This is a genomic window from Xanthomarina sp., from assembly GCF_035306605.1.
Lineage (GTDB): Bacteria > Bacteroidota > Bacteroidia > Flavobacteriales > Flavobacteriaceae > Xanthomarina.
This window is the reverse complement of record NZ_DATGNR010000029.1, coordinates 47469-64851: the sequence shown is the minus strand read 5'-3', so window position 1 is coordinate 64851 and position 17383 is coordinate 47469. Positions and strand designations below refer to the sequence as shown.

13 protein-coding genes and 1 tRNA gene are annotated in these 17383 nt (G+C 35.2%); 10 read left to right on the top strand and 4 right to left on the bottom strand.

The annotated features are described in order from the left end of the window. Positions 1 to 82 precede the first annotated feature (82 nt). Positions 83 to 379: a thioredoxin family protein gene (locus VKY41_RS04270; RefSeq protein ID WP_500813194.1), complete on the top strand. Its 297-nt coding sequence runs from the start codon at positions 83 to 85 to the stop codon at positions 377 to 379. Here the strand turns inward: VKY41_RS04270 and VKY41_RS04265 are convergent. Both VKY41_RS04265 and VKY41_RS04260 read right to left on the bottom strand, forming a co-directional pair. Further along, positions 376 to 1077 carry a polysaccharide deacetylase family protein gene (locus VKY41_RS04265; RefSeq protein ID WP_500813193.1) on the bottom strand — a complete coding sequence of 234 codons (702 nt, stop codon included), beginning with the start codon at positions 1075 to 1077 and terminating at the stop codon, positions 376 to 378. The two genes, VKY41_RS04270 and VKY41_RS04265, sit on opposite strands and share 4 nt — an antisense overlap. A 3-nt stretch (positions 1078 to 1080) precedes the next feature. Further along, positions 1081 to 4398, bottom strand: coding sequence for a glycosyltransferase family 117 protein (locus VKY41_RS04260; protein WP_500813192.1), 3318 nt, complete (start codon positions 4396 to 4398; stop codon positions 1081 to 1083). Positions 4399 to 4549: 151 nt separating this feature from the next. Here VKY41_RS04260 and VKY41_RS04255 point away from each other — a divergent pair. After that, a tRNA-Gln gene (locus VKY41_RS04255) sits at positions 4550 to 4622 on the top strand. 171 nt (positions 4623 to 4793) lie between these two features. On the opposite strand, the gene VKY41_RS04250 is transcribed toward VKY41_RS04255, so the two are convergent. Next, positions 4794 to 5618: a universal stress protein gene (locus VKY41_RS04250; protein WP_500813191.1), complete on the bottom strand. Its 825-nt coding sequence runs from the start codon at positions 5616 to 5618 to the stop codon at positions 4794 to 4796. A 519-nt stretch (positions 5619 to 6137) separates the two neighbouring features. Here VKY41_RS04250 and rimP point away from each other — a divergent pair. The 6 genes from rimP (at position 6138) to VKY41_RS04220 (ending at position 12121) form a co-directional block, all read left to right on the top strand. Beyond that, positions 6138 to 6599, top strand: a complete 462-nt coding sequence (rimP, locus tag VKY41_RS04245) for a ribosome assembly cofactor RimP (protein ID WP_500813190.1) — start codon at positions 6138 to 6140, stop codon at positions 6597 to 6599. A 12-nt stretch (positions 6600 to 6611) separates the two neighbouring features. Further along, positions 6612 to 7844 carry a transcription termination factor NusA gene (gene nusA, locus VKY41_RS04240; RefSeq protein WP_500813189.1) on the top strand — a complete coding sequence of 411 codons (1233 nt, stop codon included), beginning with the start codon at positions 6612 to 6614 and terminating at the stop codon, positions 7842 to 7844. A gap of 28 nt (positions 7845 to 7872) precedes the next feature. Continuing rightward, positions 7873 to 10719, top strand: a complete 2847-nt coding sequence (gene infB, locus VKY41_RS04235; protein WP_500813188.1) for a translation initiation factor IF-2 — start codon at positions 7873 to 7875, stop codon at positions 10717 to 10719. A 215-nt stretch (positions 10720 to 10934) separates the two neighbouring features. After that, positions 10935 to 11009, top strand: coding sequence for a tail fiber protein (locus VKY41_RS04230; protein WP_500813216.1), 75 nt, complete (start codon positions 10935 to 10937; stop codon positions 11007 to 11009). Between the two features lie 83 nt (positions 11010 to 11092). Beyond that, on the top strand, positions 11093 to 11281 hold the full coding sequence (locus tag VKY41_RS04225) for a phage tail protein (protein ID WP_500813187.1): 189 nt from the start codon (positions 11093 to 11095) through the stop codon (positions 11279 to 11281). 153 nt (positions 11282 to 11434) lie between these two features. After that, positions 11435 to 12121 carry a T9SS type A sorting domain-containing protein gene (locus VKY41_RS04220; RefSeq protein ID WP_500813186.1) on the top strand — a complete coding sequence of 229 codons (687 nt, stop codon included), beginning with the start codon at positions 11435 to 11437 and terminating at the stop codon, positions 12119 to 12121. Between the two features lie 177 nt (positions 12122 to 12298). Here the strand turns inward: VKY41_RS04220 and VKY41_RS04215 are convergent, their stop codons facing one another. Continuing rightward, positions 12299 to 12691: an SPOR domain-containing protein gene (locus VKY41_RS04215; protein ID WP_500813185.1), complete on the bottom strand. Its 393-nt coding sequence runs from the start codon at positions 12689 to 12691 to the stop codon at positions 12299 to 12301. A 212-nt stretch (positions 12692 to 12903) separates the two neighbouring features. Between VKY41_RS04215 and VKY41_RS04210 the strand changes: the two genes are divergently transcribed. Together VKY41_RS04210 and VKY41_RS04205 are read left to right on the top strand one after the other, a co-directional pair. Continuing rightward, positions 12904 to 14196 (top strand): cytochrome c3 family protein, encoded by a 1293-nt coding sequence (locus VKY41_RS04210; protein WP_500813215.1) that lies wholly within the window; start codon positions 12904 to 12906, stop codon positions 14194 to 14196. Between the two features lie 58 nt (positions 14197 to 14254). Continuing rightward, positions 14255 to 17380 carry a TAT-variant-translocated molybdopterin oxidoreductase gene (locus tag VKY41_RS04205; RefSeq protein WP_500813184.1) on the top strand — a complete coding sequence of 1042 codons (3126 nt, stop codon included), beginning with the start codon at positions 14255 to 14257 and terminating at the stop codon, positions 17378 to 17380. Positions 17381 to 17383: the final 3 nt, after the last annotated feature.

Here is a 17383-nt window from a genome sequence, read left to right as displayed (position 1 = left end):
TACTATTTATAAGGCATATATACAATTTATGAAAAAAATACGTAGGTTTGTATATAGCCACTTGGCTTAAAACTTTAAAAGTATGTCAAAATTTGGAGAACTTATAGATATAGACATTCCTGTATTACTCGATTTTTTTACCGAATGGAATGATCAATCTGTTGCTATGAACCCTATACTTAGAGATGTAGCGGCTGCCTTAGGAAATAAGGCTAAAGTTATAAAAATTGATGTGGATAAAAACAGGGAATTGGCTGAAGCTCTTAGGGTGAAAGGCTTACCAACATTAATTATTTATAAGAATGGCGAAATGAAATGGCGCCATAGTGGCCAACAAGATGCCAATACCTTAATTGGAATTATGCAAGAATATGTTTAGCTACTTAACAGATTTCCATCTAATGCTTTAAAGCAATATCCTTTCTTGCTAAAATGTTCCAATACACGCGGTAAAGCATACTGCATACTCTCTGAAGCTTTTTCGCTGTCATGAAAGACTACAATACTTCCGTTTTTAGCATTTTTAATAACATTTTTCAAAGCCTTTTCTTTAGTGATATTTTCGCTCCAGTCTATAGATAAAACACTCCACATTATAATTTTATACCCTAACCCCATTAATTTTCGCCCTTGTTTTTTTGTAATTTGCCCATAGGGCGGACGAAATAGTTTGTGGTTTTTTGATGTCTGATAACTGCTTGTAGATGCTTGGTTGTTTCCTAGTTTTTGTAACTGAAAATTAATGATATTTTGAGCTTGTTGTACATTCTTCAAATAAGCCTCTGTTGAAGTTCTCCAGCCTTTAGGGTGGTTGTAGGTATGATTCCCTATTGTATGCCCTTTTTCAGCTATTTTTAGAAGAATGTCTGAATGTTTTTCAACATTGTTCCCAACGCAGAAAAAAGTGGCTTTTGCCTGATACTGTTCTAGTACTTCTAGGGTCCAAGTAGTTACTTCAGGAGTTGGACCGTCGTCAAAAGTAAGATATATAACCAACTCCTCTGTTGGTAGATTCCAAGTGTATTTTGGAAATATATGTTTAACAAACAGAGGAAGCTTGGCTGGAATAAATTCCATGATTTAATTATTATTTAAGTCAAGTAACAAACTGTCTAATTCCATTTCTTGAACTCTATCCAAATTTGGTTGAGGTACGGATTCTGTTTCCATACCTTCATAGAAGTGACTAAATAGGTTTAAGTAATTAGTAAATACTTTGGCTTGTTCAGAATAAAAATCCTTGTCGTAATCTTGTAAAACATTTAAGATCCCTTTGTAGCGTTCTATATCGGTTAAAATATCTTCAAGCAACTTGTATTGTTTTTCAACCTCTAGTTTGCTGTAATAAATTAAATTCTCTTGATACTTTTTAGAGACATCCATAAAGAGTTTTTCTGCTTTTTCTTTAGAGTCTACTTCGTAATAAATTCCAATATATGGCTCTAATAAGGTATAGTATCCAAAAAACTCAACAGGCATATTATCCATAGCAATATCTGCTATTTCTTCAGCTTTTGTTAATTTGTTTTCTACGATTAGTTGTTCAGCTAAACGGGCTAAATTTCCTCTATAGGTAATTGAGTTTTTTCTAGTTTCTGTATCGTGGTAAATATCTGGACTTCCGCTATTTCCCCATCCCCATTTAACAACTTTTTCATACATTAACTCACTATCAACACGTCCCATATCAAACGGGTTGGCTCTATCAACCGGAGTTTTTATAGGTACTAACTTATAGCACATTCCATCAAGTTGTAAGTAATCTTTCATCCAAATGTAATCTTCATTTCCAAATGCGCCACCTGTAAAATAAATAGGACGTTTCCAATCGTTATTAGCTATGATGTCTAGCATTAATAATCGGTTTTTGAAGATAGCATTATCAGTAATTTTTACATCTAAATAATCAACCATCTCATGGGCATCTTTTTCTTTTACTATACCATACTTTATGGCATTTTCTTTGTTCACTGGCACACGAATGTTCTCCACCGGGAAGTAGTTCGAGTTTACTAACTGAGACGGATAAAAGTTAGGATCTTCTCCTTGTTGTTCTAAGATATATTTGAATTTTGTTCTAGGATTTTCACTTGAAACAAAGTTCATAAAATCTTTTATGTCCATAGTATCCTTAGAGATTTCTCTTTTCATGATGTAATCTCTGGTACCATATTTATATTGCTCATGTGTTAGCTGCGAAGGAATCGGATCACTTTCATAAGCTTTGCGTTTCATCTGATCTATATACCAATCTGTTTGGAATAAACTAGTGTTTATAATTCGAACATCAGTTCTGTAACCTTCTATTTCTTGGGCATACCATAGTGCAAATGTATCATTATCTCCAATAGTGAATAGAATGGCGTTTTCAGCACAAGAATCCAAATACTTTCTAGCCATGGATTGTGCTGTATATTTTCCCGATCTGTCGTGGTCGTCCCAGTTGTTGGCAGCTAAAATTCCTGGTACTAAAACAAGACAGACTAAACTAATGGCTGGTGCTAAAAAATTAGAAGTTGTATATTTTCTTAAAATATCGAAAATAGCATAAACCCCAAATCCAATCCAAAGGGCAAATACGTAAAATGATCCTACAACAGAGTAATCTCGCTCTCTAGGTTCAAACGGTCTTACATTGGTGTAAAATTGGATAGCTATTCCTGTAAATAAGAAGAATACCAACATCGTCCAGAAAGTTTTCTTATCTCTGTTAAATAAAAAGAACAATCCAAACAGTCCTAAAATTAAAGGTAAAAAGTAGTATGTGTTTCTACCTTTATTGTTTTTCACATCGCTAGGTAAATTATCTTGCGAAAAACCTAGGTGCCATTCGTCAATTGGTTTTATACCGCTTAACCAATTACCATGATTATCATATCTTCCTTGTATGTCGTCTTGTTTTCCAACAAAATTCCATAAAAAGTACCTCCAATACATGTACCCTAATTGGTATTCTAACAAATAAGATATATTGCTTCCTAAAGATGGTTTTTCAACGGTAATATATTGTCCAAATTGCTTTAAAAAGGCATGATAATCTTCATAATCTACTAATCCTTTCTGAACGTCGGTTTTAAATTCTGAAACCATGGTGCGCAATTCGTTTTCCATTTGGTATTCAGGTTTTAATCTAAAATCTAAGTATCCAGAAAATAGCATATAATTAACTGCATTTTCCTGACTCCACATACGAGGAAGAATGGAAGCGTGTTCGTGATTGTAGTTTTGTTTGGCGTTTTTCCAATCGTTAATAATAACGTATTTTCCAGTTTTATAATCTTTTTCGTAGTTTGGTTTATCGTCAATATAAGGTTCGTTTGCATCTAAACCAGAATATTGATCGGTAAACAGGGGGCCATAAAACAAGTGTGTTTCAGGATATTGTTCTAAATTGTAATACGCTAAAAGTTCTCTAGCATCTGATGGGTTATTTTCGTTAACCACCACATTGGCGTTAGCACGGATTGGTAACATTAACCATGATGAGAACCCGATGAAAATAAACATCAAACATAAAATTCCAGTATTTAAATGTTTGTAGTTTTTTTGATGTGTATATTTTATTCCAAAATAGAATGCCGCAATTACTAGTAGTCCTGCTATAACTGTCCCTGAGTTAAAAGGTAAGCCAACGGAGTTCACGAAAAATATTTCAAAGGCACTAAAGAATTTCAATGCGTTTGGTAGAAGCAATTTAAAGATGAACAATAATATGGCTGCCGAAACAACATTAGCTATAATGAAATTCTTTACAGTAACCGTTTTGTAGTTTTTAAAGAAGTAGATTAATCCAATAGCAGGAATAGTTAAAAGTCCCATAAAGTGAACTCCAAATGAAAGTCCAATTATAAAGGAAATAAGAATAAGCCACTTATTCCCACGAGGCTTGTCCATGTCTTTTTCCCAACGTAAGCCTAAATAAAACAACACAGCCATAATTAAGGTGGCCATGGCGTAAACTTCAGTTTCTACGGCATTAAACCAAAACGAATCGGTAAAAGTAAAAGCTAAACTTCCAACAAAAGCAGATCCAAGCACAGCTATTTTTTTGCTTTGGGTGAATTCACCATTCATCTTTACCAATTTTGTTAACAGTAAAGAGATGGTCCAAAACATAAATAGAATAGTAAATGCACTTGATACGGCACTCATTAAATTCATGAATAAACCTATTTGGCTTTGTTCCATGGCAAACACAGAAAAGAATGCACCAAACATTTGAAAAAGTGGCGCTCCTGGGGGATGACCAACCTGTAGTTTTGAAGAGGTTAAGATGTACTCTCCAGCATCCCAAAAGCTTACCGTAGGTTCTACTGTTAAGCTGTAAGTTACTAATGCAATTAAAAAGGAGAACCAACCTAATAAGGTATTCCATTTTTTAAAGCTTAAATGTGTCATAGATTCTATGTTTGTTAACGAGGCGAATTTAACAATAAATATGTTATCAGAAATGGTTTTAAGGAAACGTTATATATTAATTGAAAATTTTTTTCAAAAAACACTTGTACAAATCAAAGTTTGTTTTAAATTTGCAAACTCAATTGCGCTATGGCCTATGGTGTAACTGGCAACACGTCTGGTTTTGGTCCAGAAGAGTCTAGGTTCGAGCCCTAGTAGGCCAACTGTAAAGTTGAAATCCCAATCATTTATTTGATTGGGATTTTTTGTTTTTAATCATAGTTGTAATTGGTTAAATCTGGTTTATGGGAAAGTGAGTCATGACGATGAATTGCAGTATAGACAACAAAGCCTTTCAAAATTAATTGAAAGGCTTTGTTGTTGCTTAGTGTATTTTATATTTTAAAAGTTATTACCGGTCTATTTGCGTGGTTAACCAAGTCCTCACTAATGCTGCCGTTTAAAAAGTGAGCAATGCCTTGTCTGCCATGGGTGCTTATTCCAATTAAGTCGGCACTAATAATATGAGAGAAATTTAAAATGCCTTGTTCTACGTTTTCGTCGTTAAATATATTAATAGTGTAATTCTTATAGTCATAATCAGCAATAAAATCTAAGATTCTGGCTTTGGCTTCTGTAGTGGTAGTAAAGTTGCTTGCTGTATTAACCAATAGCAAATGTAATTTGGCATGGAATGCTTTTGCTAATTCTGTGGCTTGTCTATATGTTTCTTTACTGTCTTTTTTAAAGTCCGATGCAAAAACGATATCATGAAGGGCAAAGTTCTTGTGTTCATTTTTAATAACTAGTACTGGTACGTCTGCTGTTCTAACTACTTTTTCAGTATTGGAACCAATAAACATTTCTTTAAATCCGCTAGCGCCGTGAGATCCCATAACTATTAAATCGGCACCTTTTTCTTTGGCTATTTTAGAAATTCCGGTGAAAGATTGGTTGAAATCAACTATATCATGAACTTTAATGCCTTTTAGATAATCTTTAGCTAATATCTCTTTGAATTTTTTGTGTGCCAACTTCATGAAAAACATGGCTTCAGGCAATTCGCTTTGCTGACTAAGAGCGTCTATTTGAGTTAATGGAAGTTCTAATAGGTGAATTAAGTAAATCTCACCATCATATCTTTTGGCTAATTGTGCAGCTACTTTTAGAGCGTTTTCAGCTTCTGTTGAGAAATCTGTGGGTACAAGGATTTTTTTCATGGTTGGTTTTTAGGTTTTTTGAAAATTGGTTCTTTAAAAATAAGAAAATAAAACTATATTGAGAAGTCCAATTGGAGTTATTATGTAGGATTGAAAAAAACTAAAGGTAATTACTAATTGGAATCGGCTAACGTGTCCTAAAAGAAACTTAAGTTAATTGCTAATAAACGGACTTTTGGTTTTATGGATTTCAGAAGGTGTTTAAACTAGAAAACCTTGTTTTTTAGTGGTTTAATGACCACTTAAAAACGAGGTGTTATGCCTTGGATGATTAATTTAATTGTAAAACCAAACTGATCAACCCGTGTGTAAACGCTTAAATAAAGCTGCGCTTGTTTAAAGTTAATAATCAGTGGTATAATGGAGCGAGGCAATACGGCTTATGAAGAAGTAAATATTTCGTTTAATTATGAAAGTGCCTAATTTGCATTGTATTTCAATAAAAAATTGTATATTTGCACCGTTGTAAGAATTAAGAGATATGAGGGGACGTAAAGTCCCCTCTTTTTATACCAAGAAATGTTTAGAACAACTGTCGAAAATTTATTAAAAGAAGGTTTAGAAGAAAAACAACATTTGTTTTTAATCGACCTGACTATTTCAGAAGACAATAGTATAAAGATTGTCATTGATGGGGATACTGGAGTTACCGTGGAAGACTGTATGTTTGTTAGTCGTGCCATAGAACATAATTTAGATAGAGAAGAACAAGATTTTTCTTTAGAAGTAGCCTCTGCAGGAGCAACGTCTCCTTTGGTGAATGTAAGACAGTATAAAAAAAATGTTGGTAGAACTTTAGAAATTAAAACTAACGATAAAGTTATAGAAGCAGATCTTTTAGACGCAACAGACAATCATATTGTTGTACAGTGGGAATCTAGAGAACCTAAACCGGTTGGTAAGGGGAAGGTTACTGTACAGAATAAGGCAGAAATAGCCTATAAAGATATAGTTGAAGCAAAAGTTATGATAAAATTTTAATTCAAAAAAGATATGGAAAATCTTGCGTTAATTGAATCGTTTTCAGAATTCAAAGACGACAAATTTATTGATCGTGTAACGTTAATGGCGATTCTTGAAGATGTGTTTAGAAATGCCCTAAAAAAGAAATTTGGAGACGACGACAATTTTGATATAATTATAAACCCTGATAAAGGCGATTTAGAAATATGGAGAAATAGAGTTGTGGTTGCTGATGGTGAAGTTGAAGATCCAAATCAAGAAATATCTTTATCAGCAGCACGCAAAATTGAGCCAGACTTCGAAGTAGGTGAGGATGTGTCGGAAGAAGTGAAGTTAATCGACTTAGGACGTCGTTCTATTTTAGCATTAAGACAAAATTTAATTTCAAAAATACACGAACACGATAATACAAATATTTATAAGCAATTTAAAGATCAAATCGGAGAGATTTATACAGCCGAAGTGCATCATATACGTCACAGAGCTGTTATTCTATTAGATGATGATGGTAACGAAATTATACTACCTAAGGAAAAACAAATTCCTTCAGACTTTTTTAGAAAAGGAGATAATGTTCGTGGAATTGTTGAAAGTGTAGAGTTAAAAGGAAATAAGCCTACAATTATAATGTCTCGTACTTCTCCAATTTTCTTAGAGAAATTATTCGAACAAGAAATCCCAGAAGTATTCGACGGATTGATTACCATTAAAAAAGTAGTTAGAATTCCAGGTGAAAAAGCAAAAGTAGCCGTAGATTCTTATGATGACAGAATAGATCCTGTAGGAGCTTGTGTAGGAATGAAAGGTTCTAGAATTCATGGAATAGTACGTGAACTTGGGAACGAAAATATAGATGTAATTAATTATACAACCAACTTACAGTTGTATATTACTAGAGCTCTAAGCCCTGCTCGTGTAACTTCTGTTAAAATAGATGAAGAGAATAAACGTGCCGAAGCTATTTTAAAACCTGAGGAAGTTAGTAAAGCAATTGGACGTGGAGGACACAATATTCGTTTAGCCGGACAACTGACTGGTTACGAAATTGATGTGTTTAGAGAAGGTGCTGAAGAAGATGTGGAGTTATCTGAATTCACAGACGAAATAGAAAGCTGGATTATTGCTGAGTTTAGCAAAGCTGGTTTAGACACTGCCAAAAGCATCCTAGAACAAGAAGTGGCAGATTTAGTAAAGAGAACAGATTTAGAAGAAGAAACAATTTTAGATGTTATTAGAATTCTTAGAGAAGAATTTGAAGAATAACAATTTTTAGGTTATATTAAAGCGATTTATGGCTGAAACAATTAGATTAAATAAAGTATTACGCGAGTTGAATATTTCTTTAGACCGCGCCGTGGAATTCTTGGATTCCAAAGGTGTTGAGATAGAGAAACGTCCAACTACAAAGATTTCAAACGAGGTTTACCAAGTTCTTTCCGACGAATTTCAAACAGATGCCAACAAAAAAATGGCGTCTCAAGAAGTTAGTGAGGCTAAGCAAAAGGAAAAAGAAGCCTTGAAGGAACAGCGTGAACGTGAGCTTGAAGAAAGAGAGCAAGCAAGAGCGAAAAGGGAGGCTGAGGCTAGAGCCAAAGAAGCCGAAGTTGTAAAAGCTAAAGCTACTTTAGCAGGTACAAAACAAGTTGGAAAAATTGACTTGGAGCCAAAGAAAAAGGCTGTTGAAGCTCCTGCTAAAAAAGAAGAAGAGGTTAAAGTTGAGAAGCCAGTTGAAAAAGTCGCTGAGAAAGTTGCCGAAAAAGCACCTGAAAAACCTAAAGAGCAAGTAGTTGAAAAAACACCTGAAAAGGAAGTAGAGAAACCTACCGAAAAACCAAAGGTAGAAAGCTCAAAGAAAACCGAGACGACAAAAGTTGAACCCGTAAAGGTTGAAACTAAAAAGCCGGAACCAAAAAAAGAAGCTCCTAGAGATCCTGATGCACCAATAGAAGAGGTGAAATTAGAAACTCAATACCAAAAACTTTCAGGTCCAAAAATTGCTGGAGAGAAAATCGATTTATCTCAGTTCAATAAACCTAAGAAGAAAGTTGACGATAAGAAGAAAGCTGATAAGGCTGGACTCGCTAATAAGAAAAAACGACGCAGAATTAGTAAAGCGGGAGCTCCAGGTACTGGAGGTGCGGCTTCTACTACAACTGCAAGAGGAGGAAACGATAGATTTAAAGGAAAACCTGGTGCCGCTAAAGGCAGAAGGACGACTGTTAAAGAAGAGCCTAGTGAGGAGGATGTACAAAAACAAATACGTGAAACCTTAGAGAAACTACAGGGTAAATCTAGTAGAGGAAAAGGTGCTAAATATCGTAGAGACAAAAGAGATCTACATAGAGAACAAACAGCTAAAGATCAACAAGCCGAAGCTGCTGAAAGTAAAATTATAAAAGTAACAGAATTTGTTACTGCAAGTGAAATGTCTACGATGATGGACGTTCCCGTAACACAAATTATTTCAGCATGTATGTCGCTTGGAATGATGGTTACCATGAACCAACGTTTGGATGCAGAAACATTAAGTATTGTAGCTGAAGAATTTGGTTTCGAGGTAGAGTTTGTTGATACAGGTATTGAAGATGCCATTGAAAAAGTTGAAGACAAACCAGAAGATTTAGTTGAACGCGCACCAATTGTTACGGTAATGGGTCACGTGGATCACGGTAAAACATCTTTATTGGATAACATCCGTAAAGAAAATGTAATTGCAGGTGAGTCAGGTGGAATTACTCAGCATATTGGAGCTTATGGTGTACAATTAGAAAATGGTCAAAAAATGGCCTTCTTAGATACTCCTGGTCACGAAGCCTTTACGGCCATGCGTGCTCGTGGAGCTCAAGTTACAGATATTGCTATTATTGTAGTAGCAGCCGATGACGATATCATGCCACAAACGAAGGAAGCTATAGCACACGCTCAGGCTGCTGGAGTGCCAATAGTTTTTGCTATCAACAAAATAGATAGACCAACTGCAAATCCTGATAAGATTAAAGAAGGACTTGCAAATATGAACTTGTTGGTTGAAGATTGGGGAGGGAAAATCCAGTCACACGATATCTCAGCAAAAATGGGAACTGGGGTAAAAGAATTATTAGAAAAAGTATTGCTTGAGGCTGAATTATTAGATCTTAAAGCAAATCCAAATAAAGCAGCAGAAGGAACTGTTGTCGAAGCCTTTTTAGATAAAGGACGAGGCTATGTATCAACTATATTAGTACAAGCAGGAACTTTACGAGTAGGAGACTACGTGCTTGCTGGTAAACACAGTGGTAAAGTTAAAGCGATGCACGACGAGCGTGGCAAAGAAATTGTTGCCGCTGGACCATCAACCCCTGTATCTATTTTAGGTCTAGATGGAGCACCACAAGCAGGTGATAAGTTTAATGTGTTTGCAGACGAACGTGAAGCAAGACAAATTGCAACCAAACGTACACAGTTACAACGTGAGCAGTCTGTTAGAACACAACGTCATATTACTTTAGATGAAATTGGAAGACGTATTGCACTTGGAGATTTCCAAGAGTTAAACATTATACTGAAAGGTGATGTGGATGGTTCTGTTGAAGCATTAACAGATTCATTCCAGAATTTATCAACTGAAGAAATTCAAGTAAACATCATTCATAAAGGAGTTGGACCAATTACCGAAAGTGATGTGTTATTAGCAACTGCCTCTGATGCCATTATTATTGGATTTAACGTAAGACCAATGGGTAATGCACGTCAAATTGCAGATAAGGAAGAAATCGATATCAGAATGTATTCTATTATCTACGATGCTATCAACGATCTGAAAGATGCTATGGAAGGTATGTTATCTCCAGAGCTTAAAGAAGAGATTACAGGTACAGCAGAAATTAGAGAAATCTTTAAAGTATCTAAAATTGGAAGTATTGCTGGTTGTATGGTGTTAACTGGTAAAATATTTAGAAACTCTGGAGTTCGTTTAATCCGTGACGGTGTTGTAATTTACACTGGTGAACTTAGTTCATTAAAACGTTTTAAAGACGATGTGAAAGAAGTAGCTAAAGGATACGATTGTGGTATGCAAATTAAAAATTATAACGACATTAAAGAAGGCGATATAATTGAGGCTTACCATGAGGTAGAAGTAAAAAAGAAATTGAAATAAATACATATATATTACGATTAAAAGCGACCATTGGTCGCTTTTTTTATTTTTAATTATTTTGTCTAAAAATAATTAGTCGTAATTACGTAGGCTAAAATCAATTTAAATCATTTGAATTTACGAAAAAATCAATTACTATTTTATTCCTATTATTATGTTTAAGCATTACGGATATAGCTAATGCCCTGGGGCCTTTTTTGGGGGAGGAAATACGTATGTTTGCTGGATCTTATGCGCCAGTAGGTTGGGCAAAATGTGATGGACAGTTGTTGAGTATTGGTCAAAATTAAGCTTTGTTTGCCTTTTAGGAACTACGTATGGTGGAAATGGTCAAACAACATTTGGACTTCCAGATTTAAGAGAACGAGTTCCTATGCACGTAGGTAGTGGACCTGGGTTAACACCTAGGGCTTGGGGGGATCAAGTTGGTTCTGAAACCAATGTTATTACTGTTAATAATATGCCATTGCACTCCCATACCATTAATGCTGTTAGTGATGAAGGCGACAGCTCCTCACCAACAAATAATTTTCCGGCAGATACAAAATTATTGGATAAGTAGTATGCTACAGCCGGTTCAACTACAACCATGAATCCTGGAATGATTGGTAGTGCAGGAGGTGGCATGCCTATTAATAACATGCAACCTTCTCAAGCAATAACTTTTATTATTTGTACTTCTGGTTATTTTCCAAGTCAAAATTAAATGTTAATTATGAAACGGATAAATCATATATTAACCTTGAGTTTTGTTTTAATTTGGGTGTCTAGTTTTTCGCAAAGCATTACACTTAACGCTTGTCATGCTTTAATTGAAAATCAAGATTATATATTTAATCAAATATTCTTGGATGCAACAGGTAGAAATACTTTCGAAACAGATCCTGTAGATGATAACTCGCCATGCGTTGGTATTGGTAATTGTGAGTTTCAAATTGCATGGAATGAAACTAATTTGCGTTGGGAAATTTATGCAGATGATGGTAATGGAACGTTTGTTAACACACACGTGTTATACTATAATACAACAGCGTCCTTGACAAATCCACTTAGTTTAAGTTTAGGTGATTGGGTTGAGGAAACTGCCGTAACAGAATCTCTTTGTGGCGCCATAAATTCTTTAACAGGGGATGTTCAAGACACAACTTTAGGTGTAGATAGTTTTTCAACGGGAAGTCTAATTAGTATTTATCCTAACCCGGCAAAGACGATGGTAACCATTGGAGGTTTTGATAGTTTGGAATTCCAGAAAATAGACTTTTATGATATTTCTGGTCGACTTATATGGTCTAATGTTGAAGTGAAATCCGAAATAGATGTGACTAAATTGTCTCAAGGAGTTTACTTTATTCAATTAACCACCAAAAATCGGGTGCTATTGAAAAAAGTAGTGGTACAATAAATAAAAAAGCTATCTCTAAATTGTTTCCTATATAGGATGTAAACATTTTTTAGGGATAGCTTTTGAATTATAATCTAATTTTCGACGTATTTTTTGCTTTCTATTACGTCAAGTAGTATGATTATTTTAAACTTAAAATTAATTACTTATTTTGACCCTATTTCATATAAGTTATTCCTATTCTTTCTTAGGCTTAAATATAAAGGCGGTTGGAAATGTGTTTTTAACTTTTACTAATGCTCGATCAGCCTCCAAACGCGTTCTAAAATTTCCAACCCATATTTTATAGTTTGGTGTTTCGTAAACAAGTTTCGATGACATTTCTAAGTTCAAAGCTTTAAAATTACTTTGTGTGGTTTCTGCTCCACTTCTCTGTCCAGAATAAATTTGGATTCTATAACGGTCAGAAGTGTTTTCTGAGGCGTTAATTGTCTTCTTTAAATTTAACAATTGCTCAATTTCTTTGTCTTGATTTATAGTTACGTTGCCTTGTTGAGCAAAACTTAGGCTTGTAAATAATACAGTAAACCCAAGGGTGTAAAGACTGTTTTTAGAGTTCAATATTTTCATTTTCAAGGTTGTTTAATGCAAAGGTATGTGATAAAAACTGATTTTTATAGCGATTTATTATTTAGAATACCTCTAAATTACCAATTAACACTTCGCTAACATTTCTCAAATCGACTTTTAATACTATTTTTGCGAGTGATTTTATAATTGTAATTTTGTTTACATCAGTGAAAAAATCGTACCAAACTAAAGAAGTTAATTCAACCATTAATATGAAACAGGTGAGTGACCGTAAGTTAAGTAGAAATGTGCTTACATTAAGTTTAATTTTTATCCTAACACTTTCAACCTCTATTTTCGCTCAAGATGGCGATCCTGAAAAGGGGAAATCATTGTTCAATACCAATTGTGCTGCTTGTCATCAGTTAGATAAGAAGATGACAGGGCCAGCTTTGCGTAATATTGAGCAGATTCTAGAGGAAGAACAAGGTTTAGATAGAGAATGGATAGCTGCATGGATTCGTAATAGTTCTGCTGTTATCAAGTCTGGAGATGCTTATGGAAAAAAGATTTTCGATGAGTATGGAGGAGCGGCAATGACAGCCTTCCCACAATTGTCTGATCAGGATATTAGCGATATTTTAGCTTATACAGCTCAAGAGCGTACAGTTGCTGCGCCTGCTGCTGTTGCTGGTGGAGCTGCGACTGCAGCAACATCTGATTCCGGAATATCAAATAAAGTTATTTTAGGTGCTTTAGCATTGCTTTTTGCTTTATTGGCAGTTTCTTTAGTGTTAGTAAGACGTACTTTAACACGTTTTGCAGATGCTAAGGGAGTAGATGTTTCTGAAACAAAAGGGACTCCAATTTGGAAGGCATATATTCAAAATCAATTCTTAGTATTAGTAACAGTAGTTCTTTTATTGTTAGCTAGTGGATATTACGTGTATGGTTATTTCATGCAAGTAGGTGTTGATCAAGGTTATCAACCGGTTCAACCTATCCATTTTTCGCATAAAATTCACGCAGGCGATAATGGAATAGATTGTAAATTCTGTCACTCTTCAGCTAGAGTTAGTAAGACTTCTGGGATTCCATCTTTAAATGTTTGTATGAACTGTCATAAATCTATTTATGAAGTTGCAGAATCAACAGCTACTGAAGAGTATAGTAAAGAGTTTTACGATGGTGAGATTGCAAAATTATACGCGGCAGCAGGATGGAGTGATGAAGATCAAGCATACACCGGTGAAGCACAGCCTGTGAAATGGGTAAGAATTCATAATCTGCCAGACTTCGCTTACTTTAACCACTCGCAACACGTAACCGTTGGAGGTTTAGAGTGTCAAACTTGTCACGGTCCAGTTGAAACTATGGAAATTATGTCGCAATATTCTCCATTAACAATGGGGTGGTGTATAGACTGTCATAGAAGTACTGATGTAAAAGTTGAAGACAATGCTTACTATACCAAAATACACGAAGAGTTATCTAAGAAGTATGGTGTAGAAAAGCTTACAGTAGCTCAAATGGGAGGTTTAGAATGTGGTAAATGTCACTACTAAATTCACATTAGAGATATAAAATAAATAAAAAATAATAAGAAGTAATTCATTATATAATATGTCATCAAACAAGAAATACTGGAAAAGTGTTGAAGAGCTAAATGAAAATAGCTCTATTGTTGAGGCGCTACAACAAAACGAGTTTGTTAACGAAATTCCAACCGATGAGTTTTTAGGTGATAAAAGTTCATTAGAGAGTTCTAAAACAACACGTCGTGATTTCTTAAAATATGTTGGTTTTAGTACAGCTGCAGCATCGCTTGCTGCTTGTGAAGGACCAGTAGTTAAATCCATTCCTTATGTTGTGCAACCGGAAGAAATTATTCCTGGTGTAGCTAACCACTATGCAACAACAATAGCCGATGGTTTTGACTTTGCTAGCGTATTAGTGAAAACTCGTGAAGGTCGTCCAATTAAAATTGAAAACAATACTTTGGCAGCTACTAAAGGTGGAGCAAATGCTAGAGTAAATGCATCGGTTTTAAGTCTGTACGATAGCTTGAGAGTGCAAGGTCCTGTTAAAGGAGAAAGCTATATCTCATGGGAGGATTTGAACTCAGAAGTAACTCAAAAGTTAACTGATGTTAGTGGATCTGGAAAACAAATAGTTTTATTAACACAAACTTTTGCTAGTCCATCTACTTCTAAGTTAATTGGAGAGTTTAAAGAAAAGTATGCTAACGTAAAACATGTGGTTTATGATGCTGTTTCAGAATCAGCTTCATTAGACGCGTTTCAAGCTAAATATAATGAGAGAGGTCTAGCTAACTATGATTTTTCTAAAGCTAACACAATTGTATCGTTTGGTGCTGACTTTTTGAGTGATTGGCAAGGTGGAGGTTTCGACTCGGGTTATGCTAGCGGACGTATTCCTACTGATGGAAAAATGTCACGTCACATTCAATTCGAATCAAACATGTCCTTAACCGGGGCAAATGCCGATAAACGTGTTCCATTAACTCCAACACAACAAAAACTAGCTCTAGCTAAATTATATAGTGAAGTTGTAGGTGGGTCTATTTCTGTAGATTTACCTGAGAATATTTTAGATGCTATTAGCAAAGCAGCTTCTCAACTTAAAAAAGCAGGAAGCAAAGGTGTCGTGGTGACAGGTATTCAAGATGTGAATGCTCAAACAGTAGTTTTTGAAATTAACGAATACTTAAGTTCAAAAGCTTTTGATCCTTCAACACCAATTAAAACTAGACAAGGAAATGATAATGATGTGAAAACTTTAGTTGCTGATATGAAAGCAGGTAAAGTTGGAGCTGTTATTATGAGTGGTGTTAATCCATTATATACTTTACCAAATGCAGCAGAGTTTGCTGAAGGTTTGGCGAATACGGATTTGTCTGTTACTTTCTCTATGAAGGCGGACGAAACATCAACAAAAACACAATATATCGCTGCGGCTCCTCATTATCTTGAATCATGGGGTGACGTAGAATTAAAGAAAGGACATTTTGCTTTAACGCAACCAACTATCCGTCCTTTATTTGATACAAAACAATTTCAAGACGCTTTATTAAGTTGGATGGGTAGCGATGCTTCTTATCACGATTATATCAAGCAAACTTGGGAATCAAGTATCTTAAATGGTGCATCTTTTAGTCAAGCTTTACATGACGGAGTTTTCACTTCTAACGGAAGTGTTACTAGTTCACAAGAAGCAGATACTTTAGTTGGAACTGCTAGTGAAGAAGGTGAAACTACAGTTGAACCAAAAGCTGTTTCAGGTGGTCAAGCTGCCAGAGCATTAGCTTCTGCAACTGCTTCTGAAGGTTTAGAACTTACTTTATATACTAAAGTAGGAATGGGTGATGGGCAACAAGCTAATAACCCTTGGTTACAAGAGTTTCCAGATCCAATTACAAGAACTACTTGGGACAACTATTTAACAGTTTCTAAAGCTGATGCTGATTCGCTAGGACTAAGAAACGAACATATGGCAGATGGTGGACTTAATGGAAGCTATGTAAATATTACTGCTAATGGCGTTACTATAGAAAATGTACCAGTAATTATCCAACCAGGACAGGCAAAAGGTTCTGTTGGTCTTTCGTTTGGTTATGGAAGAACAGTTGGATTAAAAAATGAAATGAAAACAGGTGTTAATGCGTATGCATTATACCAAGATTTTAATACGTTACAAAATGTAAGTGTTACTGCTGCATCAGGAATGCATGAGTTTGCTTGTGTACAACTACACAACACTTTAATGGGGCGTGGAGATATTATTAAAGAAACTTCATTAGAAATCTTCAATACTAAAGATAAAAAAGTTTGGAACCCTCCAACAGTTGTATCTTTAAACCATGTTGAAACAGAGGTTTCTAAAGTGGATCTTTGGGATGAATTTGATCGTACTATCGGGCATCATTTTAACTTATCTATCGATTTGAACGCTTGTACAGGTTGTGGGGCGTGCGTTATTGCTTGTCATGCAGAAAACAACGTTCCTGTTGTAGGTAAATCAGAGATGCGTAAGAGCCGTGATATGCATTGGTTACGTATAGATAGATACTATTCATCTGAAGAATCTTTTGCTGGAGATAACGATAAAAAGAACAATATTTCAGGACTAGGAAGCTCGTTAAGTGAGTTTGGTGAAATGGAGCACGCTTCAGATAACCCTCAAGTAGCTTTCCAACCAGTAATGTGTCAGCATTGTAACCATGCACCTTGTGAAACTGTTTGTCCTGTAGCGGCAACTTCACATGGTCGTCAAGGTCAAAATCACATGGCATATAACCGTTGCGTAGGTACCCGTTACTGTGCGAATAACTGTCCTTATAAAGTACGTCGTTTTAACTGGTTCTTATACGCTAAAAACGATGAGTTCGATTATCATATGAATGATGATTTAGGACGTATGGTTTTAAACCCAGATGTTGTAGTGCGTTCTCGTGGTGTTATGGAAAAATGTTCTATGTGTATTCAAAAGACACAAAAGACTATTCTTGATGCTAAACGTGATGGACGTGTTATTAAGGATGGCGAATTCCAAACTGCTTGTTCTGCTGCATGTGGCAATGGAGCTATGGTATTTGGAGACATCAACGATAAAGAAAGTAAAGTTGCAAAACTTTTAGAAGATAACCGTATGTATCACCTATTAGAACATATTGGCACGAGACCTAATGTGCAGTATCATACTAAAGTGAGAAATACAACCGAAGCATAATAA

What these genes read in the sequence shown, in the direction of transcription:
- VKY41_RS04270 (WP_500813194.1), top strand. Translation starts at nt 83, where the DNA reads ATGTCAAAATTTGGAGAACTTATAGATATAGACATTCCTGTATTACTC.
- VKY41_RS04265 (WP_500813193.1), bottom strand. Translation starts at nt 1,077, where the DNA reads ATGGAATTTATTCCAGCCAAGCTTCCTCTGTTTGTTAAACATATATTT.
- VKY41_RS04260 (WP_500813192.1), bottom strand. Translation starts at nt 4,398, where the DNA reads ATGACACATTTAAGCTTTAAAAAATGGAATACCTTATTAGGTTGGTTC.
- VKY41_RS04250 (WP_500813191.1), bottom strand. Translation starts at nt 5,618, where the DNA reads ATGAAAAAAATCCTTGTACCCACAGATTTCTCAACAGAAGCTGAAAAC.
- rimP (WP_500813190.1), top strand. Translation starts at nt 6,138, where the DNA reads ATGTTTAGAACAACTGTCGAAAATTTATTAAAAGAAGGTTTAGAAGAA.
- nusA (WP_500813189.1), top strand. Translation starts at nt 6,612, where the DNA reads ATGGAAAATCTTGCGTTAATTGAATCGTTTTCAGAATTCAAAGACGAC.
- infB (WP_500813188.1), top strand. Translation starts at nt 7,873, where the DNA reads ATGGCTGAAACAATTAGATTAAATAAAGTATTACGCGAGTTGAATATT.
- VKY41_RS04225 (WP_500813187.1), top strand. Translation starts at nt 11,093, where the DNA reads ATGCACGTAGGTAGTGGACCTGGGTTAACACCTAGGGCTTGGGGGGAT.
- VKY41_RS04220 (WP_500813186.1), top strand. Translation starts at nt 11,435, where the DNA reads ATGAAACGGATAAATCATATATTAACCTTGAGTTTTGTTTTAATTTGG.
- VKY41_RS04215 (WP_500813185.1), bottom strand. Translation starts at nt 12,691, where the DNA reads ATGAAAATATTGAACTCTAAAAACAGTCTTTACACCCTTGGGTTTACT.
- VKY41_RS04210 (WP_500813215.1), top strand. Translation starts at nt 12,904, where the DNA reads ATGAAACAGGTGAGTGACCGTAAGTTAAGTAGAAATGTGCTTACATTA.
- VKY41_RS04205 (WP_500813184.1), top strand. Translation starts at nt 14,255, where the DNA reads ATGTCATCAAACAAGAAATACTGGAAAAGTGTTGAAGAGCTAAATGAA.